The organism is Desmonostoc muscorum LEGE 12446 (assembly GCF_015207005.2).
GTDB classification, from domain to species: Bacteria; Cyanobacteriota; Cyanobacteriia; order Cyanobacteriales; family Nostocaceae; genus Nostoc; species Nostoc muscorum.
The window spans coordinates 2,251,250-2,271,941 of the sequence record NZ_JADEXS020000001.1; the positions used below are offsets into that span (position 1 = coordinate 2,251,250).

Annotated in this window: 18 protein-coding genes; 11 read left to right on the plus strand and 7 right to left on the minus strand. The window is 43.2% G+C overall.

The window, feature by feature from the left end; all coding sequences use genetic code 11:
- Positions 1-200: 200 nt before the first annotated feature.
- A complete protein-coding gene (locus IQ276_RS09795; protein ID WP_193915298.1) occupies positions 201-2,474 on the minus strand; it encodes a RelA/SpoT family protein in 2,274 nt (757 codons plus the stop codon).
- 322 nt (positions 2,475-2,796) lie between these two features.
- Between IQ276_RS09795 and patD the strand changes: the two genes are divergently transcribed.
- The gene (gene patD / locus IQ276_RS09800) at positions 2,797-3,150 is read left to right on the plus strand and encodes a heterocyst frequency control protein PatD (RefSeq protein WP_190875722.1); all 354 of its coding nucleotides are present in this window, start codon (positions 2,797-2,799) and stop codon (positions 3,148-3,150) included.
- 362 nt (positions 3,151-3,512) lie between these two features.
- Here the strand turns inward: patD and IQ276_RS09805 are convergent, their stop codons facing one another.
- Positions 3,513-4,097, minus strand: a complete 585-nt coding sequence (locus tag IQ276_RS09805; RefSeq protein ID WP_235115555.1) for a TetR/AcrR family transcriptional regulator — start codon at positions 4,095-4,097, stop codon at positions 3,513-3,515.
- A gap of 227 nt (positions 4,098-4,324) precedes the next feature.
- Here IQ276_RS09805 and IQ276_RS09810 point away from each other — a divergent pair, with 227 nt between their 5' ends.
- The 3 genes from IQ276_RS09810 to sbcD all read left to right on the plus strand — a co-directional run bounded on the left by IQ276_RS09810 (position 4,325) and on the right by sbcD (position 8,781).
- Positions 4,325-5,914: a DHA2 family efflux MFS transporter permease subunit gene (locus IQ276_RS09810; protein ID WP_193925386.1), complete on the plus strand. Its 1,590-nt coding sequence runs from the start codon at positions 4,325-4,327 to the stop codon at positions 5,912-5,914.
- Positions 5,915-6,691: 777 nt separating this feature from the next.
- Positions 6,692-7,417, plus strand: a complete 726-nt coding sequence (cysH, locus tag IQ276_RS09815) for a phosphoadenosine phosphosulfate reductase (RefSeq protein ID WP_073639218.1) — start codon at positions 6,692-6,694, stop codon at positions 7,415-7,417.
- Positions 7,418-7,527: 110 nt separating this feature from the next.
- Positions 7,528-8,781 (plus strand): exonuclease subunit SbcD, encoded by a 1,254-nt coding sequence (sbcD, locus tag IQ276_RS09820; RefSeq protein ID WP_193921739.1) that lies wholly within the window; start codon positions 7,528-7,530, stop codon positions 8,779-8,781.
- Positions 8,782-8,852: 71 nt separating this feature from the next.
- Here the strand turns inward: sbcD and IQ276_RS09825 are convergent, their stop codons facing one another.
- Positions 8,853-10,010, minus strand: coding sequence for a hypothetical protein (locus IQ276_RS09825; protein ID WP_193921741.1), 1,158 nt, complete (start codon positions 10,008-10,010; stop codon positions 8,853-8,855).
- 171 nt (positions 10,011-10,181) lie between these two features.
- Positions 10,182-10,691, minus strand: a complete 510-nt coding sequence (locus IQ276_RS09830) for a hypothetical protein (protein ID WP_193921743.1) — start codon at positions 10,689-10,691, stop codon at positions 10,182-10,184.
- Between the two features lie 315 nt (positions 10,692-11,006).
- Here IQ276_RS09830 and nfi point away from each other — a divergent pair, with 315 nt between their 5' ends.
- The 3 genes from nfi to IQ276_RS09845 all read left to right on the plus strand — a co-directional run bounded on the left by nfi (position 11,007) and on the right by IQ276_RS09845 (position 14,409).
- On the plus strand, positions 11,007-11,672 hold the full coding sequence (gene nfi, locus IQ276_RS09835; RefSeq protein WP_193921745.1) for a deoxyribonuclease V: 666 nt from the start codon (positions 11,007-11,009) through the stop codon (positions 11,670-11,672).
- Positions 11,673-11,779: 107 nt separating this feature from the next.
- Positions 11,780-12,346, plus strand: a complete 567-nt coding sequence (locus tag IQ276_RS09840; RefSeq protein ID WP_193921747.1) for an FHA domain-containing protein — start codon at positions 11,780-11,782, stop codon at positions 12,344-12,346.
- Between the two features lie 104 nt (positions 12,347-12,450).
- Positions 12,451-14,409 (plus strand): FHA domain-containing protein, encoded by a 1,959-nt coding sequence (locus IQ276_RS09845; protein WP_235115556.1) that lies wholly within the window; start codon positions 12,451-12,453, stop codon positions 14,407-14,409.
- Positions 14,410-14,423: 14 nt separating this feature from the next.
- Here the strand turns inward: IQ276_RS09845 and IQ276_RS09850 are convergent, their stop codons facing one another.
- Both IQ276_RS09850 and IQ276_RS09855 read right to left on the minus strand, forming a co-directional pair.
- A complete protein-coding gene (locus IQ276_RS09850; RefSeq protein WP_193924212.1) occupies positions 14,424-14,732 on the minus strand; it encodes a hypothetical protein in 309 nt (102 codons plus the stop codon).
- Positions 14,733-14,908: 176 nt separating this feature from the next.
- The gene (locus IQ276_RS09855) at positions 14,909-15,157 is read right to left on the minus strand and encodes a hypothetical protein (RefSeq protein WP_193924207.1); all 249 of its coding nucleotides are present in this window, start codon (positions 15,155-15,157) and stop codon (positions 14,909-14,911) included.
- Between the two features lie 134 nt (positions 15,158-15,291).
- Here IQ276_RS09855 and IQ276_RS09860 point away from each other — a divergent pair, with 134 nt between their 5' ends.
- The 3 genes from IQ276_RS09860 (at position 15,292) to IQ276_RS09870 (ending at position 18,354) form a co-directional block, all read left to right on the plus strand.
- On the plus strand, positions 15,292-17,697 hold the full coding sequence (locus IQ276_RS09860) for a tetratricopeptide repeat protein (protein WP_235115557.1): 2,406 nt from the start codon (positions 15,292-15,294) through the stop codon (positions 17,695-17,697).
- 140 nt (positions 17,698-17,837) lie between these two features.
- The gene (locus IQ276_RS09865; protein ID WP_193200542.1) at positions 17,838-18,092 is read left to right on the plus strand and encodes a UPF0175 family protein; all 255 of its coding nucleotides are present in this window, start codon (positions 17,838-17,840) and stop codon (positions 18,090-18,092) included.
- Positions 18,082-18,354, plus strand: a complete 273-nt coding sequence (locus tag IQ276_RS09870; protein ID WP_193918273.1) for a PIN domain-containing protein — start codon at positions 18,082-18,084, stop codon at positions 18,352-18,354. Before IQ276_RS09865 ends, IQ276_RS09870 begins: the two co-directional genes overlap by 11 nt.
- A gap of 79 nt (positions 18,355-18,433) precedes the next feature.
- Here IQ276_RS09870 and IQ276_RS09875 read toward each other — a convergent pair whose 3' ends face one another.
- Positions 18,434-18,592 (minus strand): hypothetical protein, encoded by a 159-nt coding sequence (locus IQ276_RS09875; RefSeq protein ID WP_190875704.1) that lies wholly within the window; start codon positions 18,590-18,592, stop codon positions 18,434-18,436.
- A 138-nt stretch (positions 18,593-18,730) separates the two neighbouring features.
- Here IQ276_RS09875 and IQ276_RS09880 point away from each other — a divergent pair, with 138 nt between their 5' ends.
- Positions 18,731-20,623: a tetratricopeptide repeat protein gene (locus IQ276_RS09880; protein WP_193918271.1), complete on the plus strand. Its 1,893-nt coding sequence runs from the start codon at positions 18,731-18,733 to the stop codon at positions 20,621-20,623.
- The last annotated feature ends 69 nt before the right edge of the window (positions 20,624-20,692 follow it).

Below are 20,692 nucleotides of genomic sequence, written 5' to 3' on the forward strand. Positions count from 1 at the left end.
GAGAACCTCAGGATATCTAACTAATAAAAATTAAAGTTGTTTTGGGATGTCCGTAAAAACTAAGAGACGCGATTAATCCCGTCTCTGCAAAAGATATCTATATAACAATATGTTTGGTGTTGGTGAGATTTTGCCCAGGAAGATCCCCCCAACCCCCCTTAAAAAGGGGGGCTTAATTGTTAACGCACTCTACCAATTACCTACTCGTCAATTTGACCAACGCGGCGGATATTCAAAATGTCGCTCATCTTCTTAATTTGGATAAATACTTGCTCTAGTTGAGGGCGATCGCGTATATCTATTCCTAAGTCCATCAATGCAGGTTGACCAATAGCAGTTTTCACCTGGGCATGGCGTACATTGATCCCCTGGTCACTCAACCTTGATAAAATATCCTTTAACACTCCTACGCGGTCAAGTGCTTCGATTTGAATATCCACTGGGTACGTGTGTGGACGACCACTATTTTCGGTTGCTGGGTTCCACCTAACAGGTACTAGGCGCTCATACTCGACACTTTCCAGATTATTGCAGCCTTGGCGATGAATTGAAATCCCCCTACCCCGCGTCACTACGCCAATAATTGGTTCGCCAGGAATCGGGGTACAACACCCAGCTAAATGATACACCAAACCTTCTACGCCAACAATCGGCGAATCTGTGGAGCGGGAGGTAGTTGGAGGTGCATCTCGTAAAGCTTTTGCTGTAGATGTCGATTCTTTGGGAAGAAATGGCGGCGGGGTTGTAACTGGTTGTTGTCCCTTCGCCACTTCTCGCCAACGATTTAGGACTAAATTCAATGTCACTTCACCGTAACCCAAACCAGCTAGTAAATCTTCGACGCTGTGGTAGTTACACTTTTCGGTGACAATCTGCATTGCATCGGACTTTAAGAGACTATCAAAACCTGTTTTACCAAGTTCCTTTTCTAACAATTCTCTTCCACGGGCGACATTTTCTTCCCGGCGCGATCGCTTGTACCATTGTTTAATCCGATATTTCGCTGCTGAAGTCCTGACAAAATTCAACCAATCCAAACTCGGATGACAGTTCTTTTGGGTGAGAATCTCCACAATATCGCCATTTTGCAGCCTTGTTGACAGAGGTACCATTCGTCCATTCACCCGCGCCCCTGAACAGTGGTTCCCCACTTCTGTATGAATGCGATAAGCAAAATCTATACTTGTAGATCCAGGGCTTAAAGGTACAACATCCCCCTTAGGGGTGAAGACATAGACATCATCTTCAAATAGATTATCTTTGACACTATCAAGATATTCTTGGGCGTCCTTGAGATCCGTCTGCCATTCCAGCAGTTGCCGCAGCCAAGTAAACTTTTCATCTGCCCCTGTCAAATGGCTAATGCTAGAACCACCTGTTTCTTTATACTTCCAATGAGCGGCAATCCCATATTCGGCGATATGATGCATTTCTATCGTCCGAATCTGGACTTCCAAAGGACGACCAGTCAACCCAATCACTCCAGTATGCAACGACTGATAACGATTAGGTTTTGGCAGTCCAATATAATCTTTAAATCTCCCAGGAATTGGGCGAAAAGCATCATGAACCACTGCCAACGCCCGATAGCATTCTTCATTGGTTTGGACAATAATCCGCAGGGCTGCCAAATCGTAAATTTCGTGAAATTCCTTTTGCTGCCGATGCATTTTTTGGTAAATGCTATAAAGATGCTTGGGGCGGCCGCTGATATCTTGACAGTGAATTCCAGCTTGCTGCAAACGCTCCCGCAAAATTTCTGTAGCTTTGGCCAGCTTCTCTTCTCGCGCCGTCCGTTTTTCGGAAACATGCTGCTGAATTTCTCGGAAAGCTTCTGGCTCCAAATATTTAAAAGCCAAATCCTCCAATTCCCATTTAATTCGCCAGATTCCCAAGCGATTGGCTAAGGGTGCAAAGATATCTCGCGTTTCCTGGGCACTGCGGCGGCGGCTGGCTTCAGACATGTATTGTAAGGTTCGCATATTATGCAAACGGTCTGCCAACTTCACCACAATCACTCGAATATCTTGCGCCATCGCCAAAAACATCCGTCGGAAATTTTCCGCTTGGCTTTCCTTTTTGCTAGTGAAATTGATTTTAGAAAGCTTGGTGACACCTTCCACCAATTGGCGAACTTCTGGGCCAAAGCGTTCTTCGATTTCTTCAATAGTGACTTCTGTATCTTCAACTACATCATGAAGAAACCCAGCTGCTATCATAGCAGCACTACCTCCCAAGTCCCGCAGCAATCCAGCTACAGCAATGGGATGAGCGATGTATGGCTCTCCCGATTTGCGGTATTGACCTTGATGCAGTTGGTAAGCAAATTCAAATGCTCGACCAATCAAAACTGCATCACTATGCCTTCGATCATCTTCAGCTTCGCCGCTACTTGTCGATAACTCCTTCAAACATTTTTTTAACCATTCCGGAATGGCAAGATCAACTGATGAATTAATAGCTATACTGCTCATACAATTGGCTCTTAAGGGGATCGGTAGATAAGTAAGAGATAGAAAAACTGCCAGCATCACCGTCAGAAAATGCTGTAGCCGCTAGAAGGCTGGAAAAACAATGTGAGGATGGTTCTCCAATTGGCAATAGCGCAGCGTTAGCGACGCAGGAGCGTCTGGTAGTCATCCAGTGGGAATTTCAAGGATCATAAACTTGAAAATCGATTGATTGCAAACAAAGCCTCAAATCACGATTTGAGGCTTTTAGTAGTGATAAGCGGTTAAGAAAGTTTATTGTAGAAGAAAAATTACTTGACATTAATACTATCTTAACTAGCACTCGATGTCTTCAAACTGTGAGAAATATCAGGCATTCGTAACCTTGCTAGAGCATTTACGCTCCGACGCCACAACTAACCAAATTGTTGCACCCGAACTGCGGCGGCGTGTAGCCTCGTTGCAGCAACTGTTTGGGGAAGAAATTGTGCCTTTGGCTGATGAAAACTGGCGAGTGCAGTCTTATCAAACCGAGATGAGTAAGCAACTGCGCTTGTTGGAAATAGATGTGATGTTTTTCCAAGGAGCGCGGCAGGCATCTACTGCACAAACGAGACTGCAAACGATTAGCGATCGCTTGACAACCCTCATCCAATACTGTAACGCCATTTTGCAACCAGAAGCGGAGGGAGAAAAATAACAATTGTTCACCTTTTTCTCTAATTAATACATCATCTCATTTACGAGGATTGGTGAAAAGTTAGTTTGACAACAAGTTGGAATGGGGAGTGGGGAGTGGGGAGTGGGGAATGGGGAATGGGGAATGGGGAATGGGGAATGGGGAGTGGGAAATAAAATTTAGGAATATTTTCTCAGTACCCAATCCCCAATCCCAAATCAGACTTTTCACGGTATCTGGAAAACCTCTCTCTAAATCTCTCTCCTAGAAGGAGAGATACTTTGAATTTTCCCCCTTCCCGCTTCGGGAAGGGGGTTAGGGGGTTAGGTTAATCGTTAGCTTTTCCACATAACGTGAAAAGTCAGATCCCAAATCCCTACTCCCTACTCCCTACTCCCTACTCCCTTCATCAGAATCTCTATCGTGCGACGCATATACGCTTCTACCGGCTCGGTTGTGGGTTTGAAAATCAGTGCATAATACAGTGACCCACTCACAAGGTCGATAATTAGGTCTACGTCGGCGTCATTGTGAATTTCTCCTCTAGACTTGGCACGCTCAAGTACTTTAGCAAAGGCTTCACGTCGGAGTTTTGTATATTTTGTCCAGTAAACTTCCGCAAACTGAGGATTGCTAGATGCTGTGCTGATAATCAAGGCAAGTGTCTGGCGACCAAGGGGACTATCTATTTTTTTAGCTGCATTTTTGATGACGATATCCATGTCTCCCCAGAAGCTACCGGTATCGGGGATCGCTAAATCATCTCTCAGACTTTCTATGGCGTCTGCAACTAGTTCTTCTTTGGAAGTGTAACGCCGATAAATGGTGGTTTTTCCAACCCCAGCACGAGAAGCGATCGCTTCTATACTCATGCTTTCATATCCTACCTCTGCAAGCAAGTCTAAGGTCGCTTGCAAAATAGCTTGGTCGGCGTGGATGCTGCGTGGGCGTCCAGAAGAAGTTGACATGGGGATGAGGGGGATGAGGGGGATGAGGGGGATGAGGGGGATGAGGGAGAAGGATCGGTGGTGCTTTCCTTGACCTTGATTATACAATACGCTACCGTATCGTATAGATGTTGTATCTAATTTGAGCTTTGTCAATAACTAAGAAGGGAAGCCAGATAACATTTGACGAATCTTAATTACGAATTACGAATTAGTATGACATCTTCCAAATAGTACTCGTGCTGACAATGGCTACCAATATTAAACGTTCCACTTTTGACGAATTTGGTTATGTGCAGGGGCCTTTGAAGTGGGCGATCGCTTTTACGGCTGCCCTTGGTGCCATCTTAGAAGTGATTGACACCAGTATTGTCAACGTTGCTTTAACCGATATCCAAGCCACTCTTGGTGCAACTGTGAGTGAAGTGGGTTGGGTGGTGACTGGATATGCGATCGCCAACGTTGTTTTAATTCCCTTATCTGCATGGCTGGGAGATTATTTTGGGCGCAAAACTTACTTTATCTTCTCCTTGATTGGCTTTACTGTTGCCTCGGTTTTATGCGGGTTGGCATTCAATTTACCGATGCTGGTGATTTCTCGAATTCTTCAAGGTTTATGTGGTGGCGGGTTACTAGCTAAAGCACAAGCAATTTTGTTCGAGACTTTTTCACCTGCGGAACAGGGTTTAGCACAGGCAGTTTTTGGGGTGGGTGTAATTGCTGGCCCAGCCATCGGCCCAACTTTAGGCGGATTTTTGGTAGATGGTTTGGGCTGGCGCTGGATTTTCTTTGTTAATATTCCCTTTGGGATCGTTGCAGTGGCAATGTCCTTAGTATTTTTGCCCAAAGACAAAGACAACAGTCAGACACAAAGCCAAGCCGTGGATTGGTTCGGGATTGGGTTTTTGGTGATTGCGATCGGCTGTATGCAAACTTTGTTAGAGCAAGGAGAGACAGAGGACTGGTTTTCCTCCGGTTTCATTACCACGTTGGCTGTTGCTAGCGCCATCGGATTGGGACTATTTATTTGGTACGAATTAAAAATAGCCCATCCAGCCGTTGATTTGAGAGTTTTACGTCATCGTTCTTTAGCTGCTGGGAGTGTTTTATCAGCAGTGGTGGGGATGGGGCTTTATGGCGCCCTGTTTGCCGTACCGATATTTGCTCAGAGTGTACTGCACTTCACCGCAACCCAGACAGGACTATTGTTAGCGCCTGGTGCTTTGGCATCTGCGATCGTCATGGTTTTATTAGGTAAATTATCCACCAAAATCGATGCCAGAATCTTAATTGCAATGGGTGCTGTTGGAACATCTGGAGTCATGTTTCAATTAGCGGCAATTACCCCACAAAGCGGCACAGATGATTTATTTTGGCCATTGGTATGGCGTGGGGCTTTTACTGTATTGATGTTTCTCCCCTTGAGTTTGGCAACTTTAGGAGGGCTACCCAAACAGGATATTTCTGCCGGTTCTGGGTTCTACAACCTCACCCGACAACTAGGTGGTAGTATCGGCATTGCCTTACTTACCACCCTCCTTGACAGACGAGAAGCTTTTCATCGAGCCATCCTATTGGCAAACCTTAGTCCTTATGATCCAGAAACCAATCAACGCCTTGATGCACTCAAGGGCGCACTCCAAAGCCAAGGTATGGATGCCACAACAGCTCAACAACAAGCACTAGCTTTATTAAGTCAAACAGTAGATACCCAAGCTGCTGTTTTGTCTTACGCAGATTGCTTTCGAGTGGTAGGTGTCGCCTTCCTTTGTTCATTACCTTTGTTATTATTCCTGGGCAAAGGCGGCGCAGGAGCAAAAGCGCCAATAGGTCACTAGCACCGCCGTGAAGTCAAAAGTCAAAAGTCAAAAGTATTATGGAATGGCTTTTTAGGGTTTTTAAGTGGTTGCTCTATTTACGTACTGGTACTGGAAGGTGGATCTGTAAACAAAATGCAAAAACCCTACTCAGTTTTGAGCAGGGCTATGTAAACTTTTGTTGCTAAAATTAGAATTTTTTATCTTAGAAAGCGTTCATGATCGTGATAATACTAACGCTGGTCAACGCGATTAAAGCGCCCATAACTATAGATTCACTTAATGGATTGCGGATTTTTGAATTCTTCATTTAAGTAAAATCCCTTTTATTAATTGTTCCTTAACCATATCAAAATCAGTATATATATCCATAAAAAGACAGTAAAACTTAAATTACCGTAATATCTCTTAGTAAAAACCACAGTATTTACTAACGTAATGGTTTTTACTGACATTGGTCATTGGGAAAAGGTAGAGGGGTAGGGAGCAAGGGGGAGAATGAAGAGAGCAGGGGGAGCAGGGGAAGCAGGGGGAGCAGGAGGATTAAACTAAGCCACCCACTTTCTTGTGGGGTTTCAACCTACCTTGCGATACAAGGATTTTTTCGCCCACTAGGGGCGAGGTTTTGAACCTTTACTTTTTTCATGAAAAATTACCTCTTTCCCCTCTGCTCCCTGCTCTCCATCTCCCTATCTCCCATGCAGACAAATAATTACCTGATCTCCTAGCGGAATACGCGCCTTTATGCAGTAAAATAAATCTTAATCAAGGTAAAAATTATTTGAATAGAAAATTACCATGACAGCTTCCACAGCATCTAAAAACGAAACGATCGCTTTTGACTTAGAAAAATTAAATCAAGAATTTGAAACTGCCACTCCCAAACAAATCTTGGCATGGTCTGTAGAAAACATCCCAACCGGACTGGTACAAACCAGCGCCTTCAATGTGGATGACATGGTAATTACCCATATTCTTTACAGCGAACTCAAGTTTCCGGTTCCTGTGATATTTCTCGATACCCTCTACCACTTTGACGAAAGCCTAGAACTAGTTGCTAAAGCCAAACAAATATACAACCTGGATCTGAAAACTTACAAAACTCCAGACGTGGACAGCGCCGAAGCTTTTGAAGCCAAGTATGGCGATGCACTCTGGGACAAAGATATTCTCAAATTCCACGAAATTACCAAAATTGAACCACTGCTACGGGGTTTAGACGAACTCAACAGCGTGGCTTGGATCACTGGACGCCGCCGTGACCAAGCAGTAACCCGTGCTAATATGCCGATATTTGAATTCGACGGCAAGGGTCGTTTGAAAGTAAATCCCATAGCTACCTGGACACGCAAAGACAGCTGGCTTTACGTGGCTGAACATGGAGTTATTTACAATCCCCTACACGACCAAGGTTATCCCAGCATCGGCGACAAACCCATCACTACAAAAGTAGGCGAAGGCGAAGACGAACGCGCCGGACGCTGGCGGGGAAGCAATAAAACAGAATGTGGAATTCATATTTAGTCACTGGTCATTAGTCATTTGTCATTAGTATTAGACAAAGAGATAAGTCTGATATCGGGCTTTGTGAAATCAAAACCTCAAGGACAAATGACTAAGGACAAAGGACAAATATGATCAAAATCCTCCACCTTTCCGATATCCACATGGGAAGCGGCTTTTCCCACGGACGAATTAATCCGCTAACTGGATTAAATACACGATTGGAGGATTTTGTCAATACATTATCTCGATGTATTGACCGAGCGATCGCAGATGCCGTAGATTTAGTGATATTTGGTGGCGATGCTTTTCCGGATGCGACACCACCACCTTATGTACAACAAGCTTTTGCTACCCAATTTCGCCGTTTGGTAGATGCGAATATTCCCACAGTGCTGTTGGTGGGGAATCACGACCAACATTCCCAAGGACTAGGAGGCGCGAGTTTATGTATTTACCGCACCTTGGGGGTGCCTGGTTTTCTTGTTGGTGATACCTTAACTACACACTGTATCGAAACCCCCAATGGCAAAGTGCAAGTAATTACCCTTCCTTGGCTGACTCGTTCCACGTTAATGACTCGTCAAGAGACTGAAGGTTTGTCCTTGGCAGAAGTCAATGAACTGTTAACGGAACGCCTGCGAGTTGTTTTGGAAGGAGAAATCCGCCGTCTTGACCCCGATGTGCCAACTGTGCTTTTAGCTCATTTGATGGCTGACAATGCTACTTTAGGTGCAGAACGCTACTTGGCTGTGGGTAAAGGCTTTACTCTGCCGCTATCTTTATTGACGCGACCTTGTTTTGATTATGTAGCGTTAGGACATGTGCATCGTCATCAAAATTTGAATAAATCCAACAATCCGCCAGTGATTTATCCAGGGAGTATTGAACGGGTAGATTTTAGTGAAGAGAAAGAAGACAAAGGCTATGTCATGATAGAACTGGAGCGGGGTAAGGCAGAGTGGGAATTTTGTCCGTTACCAGTTCGGGATTTTTGCACAATTGAGGTGGATGTCTCCAAAGCAGAAGATCCCCAAGCGGTATTAATGAAAGCGATCGCCAAGTATGATATTGAAGATGCTGTAGTGCGGCTAATTTATAAACTCCGCTCGGAACAGATGGATTTAATTGACAGTTCCTCTATACATACTGCTTTAAATCTGGCTCACACCTACACCATCCAAGCAGAATTAGTGAGTCAATTGGCTCGGCCGCGAATTCCCGAATTGACTGCCAGTAGTAGCATTGACCCAATGGAAGCCTTAAAAACTTACTTGAACAATCGTGAAGACCTCAAAGACATCGCTGCATCAATGCTAGAAGCTGCACAAAAGTTGCTAGCAGATGATGTGGAAGTCTGGCTAGAAGCAGCAACTAATGAGTAGAGCGATGTCTACGACGGGCGTAGCTGCGGCACTGCTTTTTCTAGTTTAGCTTTGAGGGGCGATCGCCTTACTTATTTAACAGTATTTTTCTGCGCGTAGCTGAGATTTTTTTGATATTCTATGATTTTTTGCTGGGCTATTGCATAACTTTGGCTAGAAGATGGCACATTTTTCATAAGTGCGTAGGCGTAGCCCGTCGTAGACATCGCTCCTTGCCATTCACTCACAACTGTCTTCCATTCATCTGGAGATTTTGCTGATTGAGTCAGGTTAGCTGCCTTGATTGCCTTATTTACTGCCTCTCGAAAGGTATCAGTTTGAAGTAATACAGTCGGCGATTCTGAAGTTACTGGTGAGGGTGTAACTAATACGGTTTTTGATGGTATTTCTGTTTGATTTTTAGAAGATATGGGAAATATTTCTAGTACTTCTGAAGATAGATATATTCCTACAGAAATTAAGAATATCAAAAAAAACAACAGCCAATATTTATTTATATTACGAGATTTTCGTCGATTATTAGTAGTTTTAGTTTCTTGGTCATTTGATTTTATTTTGTTTACATCCATCTCTACGCCCAATCTATTAAGTTCTGTGTCTGTCTTTAAATCTGTATTAGATTTATTTGTGCCTGTTGCTTTATTGCCAGAATATGCAGATATTATTCGCTGTCTTACTAAATATTCAAGTTGATAAATGAGTGCCCCAGTCAAAATATAAAACAAGCCAAATAGTACTATTATTTTATTGTGAAACCCTCTGTAATATTCAAGTGGTTGGGCATAGCTCAGATTAAAATCGGGCAAAAATATTGTACAAAAAAAAGTTGCTATCAGTGTAGAAATCACAATCACAAGCCAAGCGTATAATCCTTCCCACCAGCTCATGATTCCTGGAAAAAATCCTTGCGTTTTACCTATTTCTGGTGCTTGAATTTCTGATATAAACCGACTAAGAAGCAAGTGTAGACAGTGATGGGTAAAAGTAATTATTATAATTGGAGAGAGAATTAACAGTATTGTAAACATAACAAATAATTCTAAGCTGTTTACAAAATATGCGATCCGGTAGCCTACCTTTCCTGTACTATCAACTACAAATATAATAACTCTCAACAATAAAGCCAAAATCAATGCTTTTAGCCAAGAACTAGGATAAGGAAACCATAAAGGCCAGTGGAATTTTTGTACTTTTTGCTTAGTAGCTTCCATAATATTAGGCTGTGTCATAACTAATAAACGCGAAAACCTGATAAAATATCGTCTATCTTAGGATTCCCTATTTACAGATAAAACCAACATATTCACAAATTTTATAACTATATGTTTAAAATATATATTGATTATATTTCTTGTAATTAGACTCTTTATCCGCATCTGGAGCCTCAGGAAAATTGAATACTAGCGTTCCTTTGAAATTACACAATTATCATTACTAATGCTTACTTTTTGAATAAAAACATCCTTGCAAGATGATAAAATATCATTGATAATTTTATTTGCAATATTTTCAAAATCTTGGCTTTTTAATTCGCGGACACTATCGCCATTTAAGTTAATAGAAACAGTTAGCATCTGAGGATTATTAGAAGACTCGTCATCATTTTCTGCTTCTGCGAAGCCTAGCTCAAATTCTTGACTCCAAGCTGGAAACTCCTTACCTGTGTGCTGTCCGTAAACCTTCACTCTGTCAACAGATGCAGCCCCTAAGTTAGTTAACCCTCTACGGAGAAATGCAACCCAGGTTTCCTGATTTGGTATTTCAGCAGATTCTAGTATTATCTCTAAGCAAGCATCCTTGAAGGCAACTTTTGCAGTGATCCCTTTGGGTTGTAGATGGCGGTTCATCAGAGATGCGATCGCCTCTACATCTCCCTGTTTTGCAAGTTCCAGAATATTTGGCTGCGTCATAACCAGTAAATGAGAAAATCAAAAGAAAATAACCTTATATTCTCAGGATTCCCTCTTGAGAGACTCAAGTAACATTATGATGCAAGGTATCAACAAGCCAAAGCTTTAATGTCTAATATAAAAGAGGAGTCAGAATTCAAAATTCATGATTTATAAGACTTCGAGACCATAATTTTATAATTGGGAGAAAATCAAGCAGCCCTACCACTCTTGATTTTGCAGCGATTCTGACTCCTGAATTCTGACTCAAAAACTATTGTTTTCTGTGCTAAGCAAATTACCACGATTAATATTAATTAAATTCCACTCTTAATTATGAAGATTTATCAATATCATGCTTGGCCTTCAACTGTGGAGGAAGCCATAGTTATCCAAGAACAGTTGCGAAATCAGGTAATTACATCAGATCAACTGGAAGAACCTGTGCAGTATGTCGCTGGAGTGGATATGGGTTTTGAAGCCGATGGCACTATTAGCCGTGCAGCGGTGGCAGTACTGAGTTTTCCTGATTTGCAAGTAGTTGAGACAACCCTAGCACACCGTCCTACGACCTTTCCTTATATTCCTGGTTTCCTTTCATTTCGGGAAATTCCCGCAGTCTTGGATGCTTTGGAGAAAATTAAAACAACACCAAATCTGATTCTGTGTGATGGCCAGGGAATTGCCCATCCCCGCAGATTCGGTATAGCTAGCCATTTGGGGGTACTTGTGGATATACCGACAATTGGTGTAGCTAAGTCATTGTTGATAGGTAAGCATGAAGAATTACCAGAAACTAGAGGTAACTGGCGATCGCTCATACACCAAGGTGAAATAATCGGAGCAGTTTTGCGATCGCGCACAGGAGTCAAACCCCTGTACGTCTCCAGTGGTCATCGAATCAGTTTACCGACAGCAATTGACTACGTGTTACGCTGCACACCCAAATATCGTCTGCCAGAAACTACACGCATTGCTGATAAATTAGCGTCGGCAAGATAAAGGTTATTGAAGTTTTTTCTAAATACTTGCTTGCGCCTACTCAATCGTGTTAGGAATCGCACAGAAAGAAGTTGAAGTAGCTAAATACGAATTCAGAAGTTAGAACAATGAACGCACTAACTTTACAGTGGCACGATGCAGGTGCAGATAAAACTCAGAACATTTACGAACAACAGCCAAGTAAAAATCCTGGCACTGTCCGCATCGGTCGCGATCCCCTCCGGTGCGATATTGTTCTGAGTAATCCCACAGTATCTGGTTTGCATATTGAAATATTTTTTCATCCCCAGCAACAGCGCTTTTATTTGAGGAACTTGCGATCGCAAAATCCCCCCCTTGTCGACGGACGGCAACTAGTCCAAGGTGAAATGCCTTTAACTGAGGGTACTAACATCTCTTTGGGACAAATACAACTCAAAGTTACTAGCATTTCCACAGGCAACATTCCCGCAACAATTTTGATGCCACCGCAACCGCCAGTGGTTAACCCCCATTCACCAGCAAATATCGGACATCACCATCACCATCATCCAGCACCACCGCCAGGAGTTTATGGTTTAAAATGTCCCAAATGTTACAAAGTTTCCCCACCAGAGAATCTGCAAATTGGTTGTCCGTGGTGTGGGACATCTTTGGCTGCGGCAGTCAGTGTGTTAGTAGCACCTGGTAGTTAGGGAGATGAGGGAGATGAGGGGGCAGGGGAGGCAGGGGAGGCAGGGGAGGCAGGGGAGGCAGGGGGAGAAATAACCAATGACAAATGACCAATGACAAATGACCAATGACTAATCACCTACAAATCCAATTAAGTTGGGAAGATCCAACAACCGGAGAACGGCGAGAACCAATGTTGAATATACCGATCGCCTTTGGTCGGGAATTCGGGCGGTTACCTGCTGAACTTGGAGGACAGCGGGTTTCGAGGATGCTGCTAAATAGTAATGAAGTTTCTCGCTACCATGCCCTAATTGAGTGGGAACAAAATCATCTGGTGGTGATTGACCAAGGTAGCGTTAACGGTATCTATGTCAACGGTAAACAACAAAAGCGCAGTGTTGTGGCTAATGGCGATACGTTACAGATTGGTCCCTATGTCATCACAGTGAAGTTTGGTGCTATTGCTTCTGCACCAGATACCACCCCTCCTTCGACGATTCGCTTCAACCCAAATACAAATATCCCAGACCCCAGTTTGCCTGTAGCCCAGCCTGGGATCACCGCAGGCACTAATTTTCCGCCAGCAGCATTTCAAGCACAAAAAGTTCCCGTACTAGCCCTTTATGCTACTGGGCTGCCAGTGGATGAAACTGATTATCTGGCGATCGGGGCGGGACTGGGTAGCTTTGTTTGGGTTGATTTGCTGCGACTTAGTGGTGTGCGTGCTGAAAAAATTGTCGCTGTGGGATTAGAAGGCGAACCTTATGCCCGTTATAAGCGCCTGTGTATGAATTCCCAGATTCCCTTATATGAAAGACTGCGGTCTAATTCCGATTCTTGCCCTGATAATATTTGGGGCTGGCCTAGTTATGCCTTGCGCGAAGCTTGGGCTGACTTGGCCAAGGGAAAAATTAACTCAGCATTTAAATATTTGTGGCAGGTGTTTGCTGAACCAACATTTGCCGAAACTTATACACCCCGTTCCGGTAATGTCTTTAATTCCATAGACAGAGAGGCCAAGCGTATTGGTTGGAACCAAATTTATCGCTATGGGCGAGTCAGGGCAATTCGCAAAACCGATGATGGCAGGTATTGTGTAGCCTATTCTCGCGCCCCTGGAAATTATGCTTTTTTAGTTACTCGTTATTTACATTTAGCTACTGGATATCCAGCAATTCAGTTTCTCCCAGATTTGCAAGCTTATAGAGAAAAATATCAAGACTTTAAAACTGTTGTGAATGCTTACGAAGCACACGATCACGTTTATCAGCAATTAGAGGATCGCGGTGGTACAGTATTGATTCGCGGACGGGGAATTGTGGCTTCGCGGATTTTGCAGCGGATTTTTGAAGCCAGAAAGCGCAATCGGAATATTTCAGTTTTGCATTTAATGCGATCGCCTAAACCCCAAGGCAACAAATTTCAATATGCCCAGCGCCTAGTCAAAAATCATTACGAATTTCAACCCTTTAACTGGCCGAAAGCTTGTTGGGGCGGCGAACTCCGCACAATGTTAGAAAAAGCCAGCCCCGATGAACGCAAACGTTTACTAACAGACTGGGGTGGTACCACCACCGCCGACCGGCACGATTGGCAGCGCATCACTGCCCAAGGAATCAGCGAAGGTTGGTACCAAATTACCTTCGGTGAAGTCCAGGACGTAGAACGAGACGCCCAAAACCGGACTATTACCCATATCCGAGAACAAAGCTTTGGCGAAATGAAATTGATAGCTGACTTTATTGTTGATGCCACTGGACTGGATGCCAAAGTAAATGCTAGTCCCCTGCTAGAAGATTTTGTTAAACATTACAACTTGCCACTCAATAATCTGGGGCGATTGGCTGTAGCGAACAATTTTGAATTAGTAGAAATGCGTAGCGACAAAGGACAAATGTATGCAGCAGGGGCGATTACCCTTGGTGGCCCTTATGCCGCAGTTGATAGTTTCTTGGGCTTGCAATACGCCGCATTAGTCGCCGTTGATGGACTCGCCGCCGCCCGTGCCCCTGGAGTTCAGAGGTTGAATTTTGTCAGTTCCTTTGGGCAGTGGTTGAAGTGGGCGTTAAATCAGTCACCCTAATAGGATTTTAGATTTTAGATTTTGGATTTTGGATTGGGAATTGTGCGTCTGGATTTTGTAAATGTAGAACAGCTTAGCCATTTTGAGTTCCGAACATCAAACTTGAGATTCAAAGGTGCAATTTCCAGGATAAAAGATGCAACTTCGAGGATAAAAGGTGCAACTTCGAGAATAAAAGGTGCAACGTTGAGGATAAAAGGCTCAGCGTTGGAGTTCAAAGGCTCAACGTTGAGGTTCAAAGGCGCAACGTTGAGGTTCAGAGGCTCAACGTTGGAGTTCAGAGGCTCAACGTTGAAGTTCAGAGGCTCAACGTTGAAGTTCAAAGGCGATACCTTGAGCTTGCCTGGGATTCAAATCGCAGGCTAACAGCAGAACTCAGTTAAAATTGACTCAAATTTCCTAAAATTTAGTCCGTTTGAACGGACTTAGGTTATTAGCCTCGGAATTAATTCCGAGGCGGGATAGCAACGAAGCGAAGAATTTGCCTTTAGCAGTGCTTCTACTTAGTTTTTTCGCTTGTTGGGTGCACTAAAGCTTTAACTAAACCCGTAATTGTGACAATCACAGAGGCAATTCCGCCGATGGATACTGAAGTCAAAATTGCCACTGCAAGAATGATTTCACCCGGACTGTCCCCGTTTCGCATCCAAGTAGATGGATTCTCTACCGATGTTGGCGAGGCGGGGATTAATTGCGAAGTTTGGGTGGTTTGATTAGCGTTGACTGGAGTTGTTAAGGCAGTTTTCATGGCTGAACCTCTTCTAAATGTTTCTATGCAAATCGTATTACTGGCTAAAGAAGAGGAAATTCCCTAGAAATGGAGACAAAGTAGAAAGAAAGTAGAAATTAAGTAAAATCGAGAAGAAATCTCACAAGCTGTCTATGGAATGGGCTGATTTTTTAGCCAATGAAGCTGTTGACCGTGGCTTATTGGAAGAGCAAACGGAAGCTTTTGTAAAGCGTTTGAAGACTCAAAACTCAACTAATAGTGAGGCAAAAGTTGCCAGCGATTTGAACATCGGTATTGCTGCTGTTAAAAAGCGGATGGCTGAGGTGTATGACAAGTTCGCCAAGAGTTATCCTGAATTAGCCACTTCTAAGAGTCGGGGTAAGCTGGAAAAGTTACAGGCTTGCCTGAGGGCGAAATATAATGGCGGGCAAAATGCCCAGTCAACAATTAAAGAAATTCATCAAAATATTCCCCCTGCTGTTCCATTTGAAAAATTTGTGGGACGTGAGGCGGAACTAGAAAAACTGCACCAGCAATTACAAACATCTCGGCAAGTTGCAATTGTAGCTGTGGCGGGTATGGGTGGTGTCGGCAAAACTGAACTGGCTACCCAATACGCCAAACAGCATTTGCAGAATTATCAAGGTGGGGTTTGCTGGTTATCTGCACAAGGAATAGATGTCGGCATTCAGATTCTCAGATTTGCTGAATTAAAATTTAAACAATTAAAATTTAAACTCATTGCACCGCATGACTGGGAATTAGCAGATAGGCTGAATTACTGCTGGCAGAATTGGCAACAAGGTGAAGTGCTGCTGGTGTTTGATGATGTCACCGACTACAAAAAACAGGTTCAGCCTTATCTACCACCAGAATCACCCCGGTTTAAAGTATTGCTGACAACGCGCGAAGAATTTGATAGAACTTTGCCGCAATTACCTTTGGGTGTTCTCAAACCATTGGCGGCGATGAAATTATTAAAATCGCTGGTTGACAGAGAACGACTGAAAGGTGAACCTTGGGTTGCGAGAAAAATTTGTAAATCCTTGGGATATTTGCCTTTGGCGTTAGAGTTAGTGGGGCGATATCTGGATACAATGCCAGATTTGTCTCTGGAAAAACTGCTGAAGCGGCTAAACAAAAAGCGACTAGAACACGAAGCAGTAGCCAAGGCTAACCCATTAATGCGTTATGAATACGGCGTTGCTGAAGCTATTGCATTGAGTTGGGAACAGTTGGATGAAAATGCACGCTTTGTTGGTCGTTGGCTGAGTTTGTATGCTTTGGCTGATATTCCTTTTTCTGTTGAGGGGATAGAAGATGACAATGAACAAGAACTCTGGGAGAAAGCTATAGCTGATTTGCGGAAACTGCATTTAATACAATGGCAAAGTAAAGGAATTTATCGTCTACATCCACTGATTCGGCAATTTTTCCAAATGAAGTTGGATGAGTCGAGTGAGGCGGATAAGGTGAAAACAATCTTTGCAACGCAGATGCTAGAGGTGGCAAAGCAAATTCCTCCACAGCCTAACCATGAAGATATTTTCAAGCCAACTCCGTATATTCTCCACCTTGCAGAAGTTGCAACCCACCTATCCCAATATCTCAGCGACGAGGATTTAATTGTGCTTTTCACAGGCTTAGGCTGGTTTTATCAAGGTCAAGGACTTTATCACCAAGCAGAACCTTGGTACAAACTATGTAAAGAAGTAGCTGAAAATCATCTTGGTTTAGAACATTCCGATGTTGCTTATAGCCTGAACAATCTGGCATTACTCTACGGTTTTGCAGGACGCTACAGCGAAGCTGAACCGTTGTTTCAGAAAGCTTTAGAACTGAGAAAACGCTTACTGGGAGACAACCATCCCCATGTTGCCTCTAGCCTGAACAATCTCGCAGAACTCTACCGTTCTATAGGACGCTACAAAAAAGCTGAACCTTTGTTTAAGCAAGCTTTAGAACTCAGAAAACGCCTGCTGGGAGAAAATCATCCCGATGTCGCTAATAGCTTGAACAATTTAGCAGGACTTTACGAATCTACAGGACGCCACAGTGAAGCCGAACCTCTGTTTAAGCAAGCTTTGGAACTGAGAAAATGCCTGCTGGGAGACAATCATCTCGATGTGGCCACTAGCCTGAACAATCTGGCATTACTGTACCGTTTTACAGGACGCTATAGTGAAGCCGAACCTCTGTTTAAGCAAGCTTTGGAACAAAGAAAACGTCTACTGGGAGGCAACCATCCAGATGTCGCTTATAGTATGAACAATCTCGCAGGACTCTACTGTGCTACTGAACGCTATAGTGAAGCCAAACCTCTGTTTAAGCAAGCTTTGGAAATGAGAAAACGCCTACTGGGAGACAACCATCCAGATGTCGCTTATAGCATGAACAATCTCGCAGAACTCTACCGTTCTACAGCACGCTACAGTGAAGCCGAACCCCTGTATCACCAAGCTTTGGCAATTTGTGAGCAGACTTTAGGTGTAGGCCATCCCAATACAATCACAATTCGGGGAAATTATGCAATCTTTTTGAGAGAAGCATATCGCTAACGATCGCCCCCTTTCTCCCAAAATCACACAAAATTGACGCCACACAACAGTTGTAGTTCAAATTTTAGCAGCGATGGCTAAATTTTAACGCTCTTGACTCTAAGCAGAGGAATGCTATCTAATAAACTGAGGATAAATTTATGCGAACAGTACCAATTCAATTACCAGAAACAGTATTTTCAGCACTTCGTAAAAATCCTGAAGAATTTATCCAAGAAATGCGAATTGCAGCAGCAGTGAAATGGTATGAATTAGGCGATATCTCACAAGCCAAAGCAGCAGAAATCGCTGGGCTAACTCGTGCTGAATTTATTAATGCCTTATCACGCTACCAAGTAGATTTTATGCAATATACTGCCCAAGAGTTAGCCCAGGAACTGGCAAATGTCGATTAATCGTGTAATTATTAACTCTTCACCTTTGATTGTGCTTTTGAAAAGTCAACAAGCAAAATTAATTCCACAATTATTCACAGAGATTTTAGTTCCATTAGGTGTTTTTGAAGAAGTCACAACCAAAGATGATGTCGCATCAACACAACTACCCAGTATTTCTTGGATAGAAATAGTAGAAGTTAATACTATTGCACCAGAAGTAGCAGCTTGGGATTTGGGAAAGTGGCGATACCTTCTCTGTGAAATGCTATGCGAACGGTAACCTTTGCTAACCCTCCCTCTTTTCTCTTCCTTTGCGCCCTTTGCGTCCTTTGCGGTTCGTTTCTCATGCCCCCTTATATCTAAAAAATAGAGCGTAGGCCTATCCCTTCGTAAACATGACTTACCCGTTTCGAGTTCAAAGGTGCAACTTTGAGGCTCAAAGGTGCAACTTCGAGGCTCAAAGGTGCAACTTTCACCTTCAGAAGCTCAACTTTCACCCTCAGAGGCTCAATTTTCACCTTCAGAGGCTCAAATGGCGATCGCTAAAGTCAGCCACTGCTTTAAAATGCTTCTATGCAAATGTATCTTTACCTCAAAAAGAGGAGATTTGCAAATCGAGACAAAGTAGAATCAAAAATAAACTTCACAAACTGTTTATGCAATGGGCTAATTTTCTAGCCAAAGAAGCTGCTACTAATGGCTTATCTCTAGAGCAAACGGCAGCTTTTGTAACCTATTTTAAGACTGAAAACTTAAGTAAAAGTGAAACTCAACTTCCCAGCGAATTAAACATTGATATTGGTGCTTTCAGAAAGTGGATGGGTGAGCTATATGACAAGTTCGCCCAGAATTATCCTGAGTTAGCTATTTCCAACAGTCGGAGCAAACTAGAAAAGTTACAAGCTTACCTGAAGGCGAAATATAATAGCGAATTGGATGTCCTCAAACCATTGGCGGCGATGAAATTATTAAAATCGCTGGTGGTTCGGGAACGACTGCAACAAGAAGCTTGGGTTGCGAGAAGAATTTGTAAATTTTTGGGATATTCAGCTTTAGCGTTAGAGTTAGTGGGGCGATATCTCGATCAAATGCCAAATTTATCTCTGGAAACACTGCTGAAGCGGCTAGAGAAAAAACGAGAGGAACATAAAGCAGTAATCGATGCTGACTTATTGATGCATTATGAATACGGTGTAGCTGAAGCTTTTGAATTGAATTGGGAACAATTGGATGAGAATGCAAAAAGTTTTGGCCGTTTGCTCAGTTTGTGTGCGTTAGCTGACATTCCCTTATCTGTGGAGACGATAGAAGATGACAAAAAACAACAACTCAATGAAAAAGCGATCGCCGATTTACTAGAATTGCATTTGTTACAACAGAAAAGTCAAGAAATCTATCGACTAAATCCCCTAATTCAGCAACTTCTCCAAATGAAGTTGAATCATTCAAGTGAGGCGGATGAAGCAAAAACTAAATTTGCAGTGATGATGTTAGAGGTAGCAAAGCTAATTCCGCAACAGCCTAACCCTGAAGATATTCTCAATTTCACTCCACATATCCCGCACATTAAAGAAGTTGCAACCCATCTATCCCAGTATCTCAGTGATGAAAATCTAATTACTCTGTTTACTAAATTGGCCTGGTTTTACCAAGGTCAAGAAATTTATCAGGAAGCAGAATCTTGGTTGCAACGGTGTGTAGAACTGACTCAAAATCATTCTGGTTTAGAACATTCCTATGTCGCTGCTAGCCTCAACAATTTAGCAAAACTCTACGAATCTACAGGACGGGACAGTGAAGCTGAAGCTTTATATCAGCAAGCTTTAGAACTGAGACAACGCCTGTTGGGAGACAACCATCTTGATGTCGCCACTAGTTTGAACAATTTAGCCTTACTCTACGAATCTACAGGACGCTATAGCGAAGCCGAACCGTTGCTTGAGCAAGCTTTAGAACTGAGAAAACGCCTGCTGGGAGAAGAACATACCGATGTCGCCACTAACTTGAGCTATTTAGCATTAGTCTACGAATCTACAGGACGCTATAGCGAAGCCGAATCTTTGTATCAGCAAGCTTTAGAACTGTGGAAACGCCTAGTGGGAGAAGAACATCCCCATGTCGCCACTAGCCTGAACAATTTAGCAGCATTGTACTGTTATACAGGACGCTACAGCGAAGCCGAACCCTTGCTGAAACAGGCTTTAAAACTGAGAAGACGCCTGCTGGGAGAACAACATATCGATGTCGCCACTAGCCTGAACAATTTAGGACAACTCTACGAATCTACAGGACGCTACAGCCAAGCCGAACCCTTGTATCAGCAAGGTTTGGAACTGACTAAACGCCTGCTGGGAAACAACCATCCCGATGTCGCCATTAGTTTGAACAATTTAGCAGCGCTCTATCGTCATACAAGACGCTACAGGAAAGCCAAACCCTTGTTTGAGCAAGCTTTGAAAATTTGTGAACGGACTTTAGGTGTCAGTCATCCTACAACTATGACGGTTCGGGCAAATTATGCCAGCTTTTTAAGAGAAGCATATCATTAGCGATCGCCCACCATATCATATCCTGCTGAATACTTATCGTTTAGACTGACGCGGGGATAGGGAGACGCT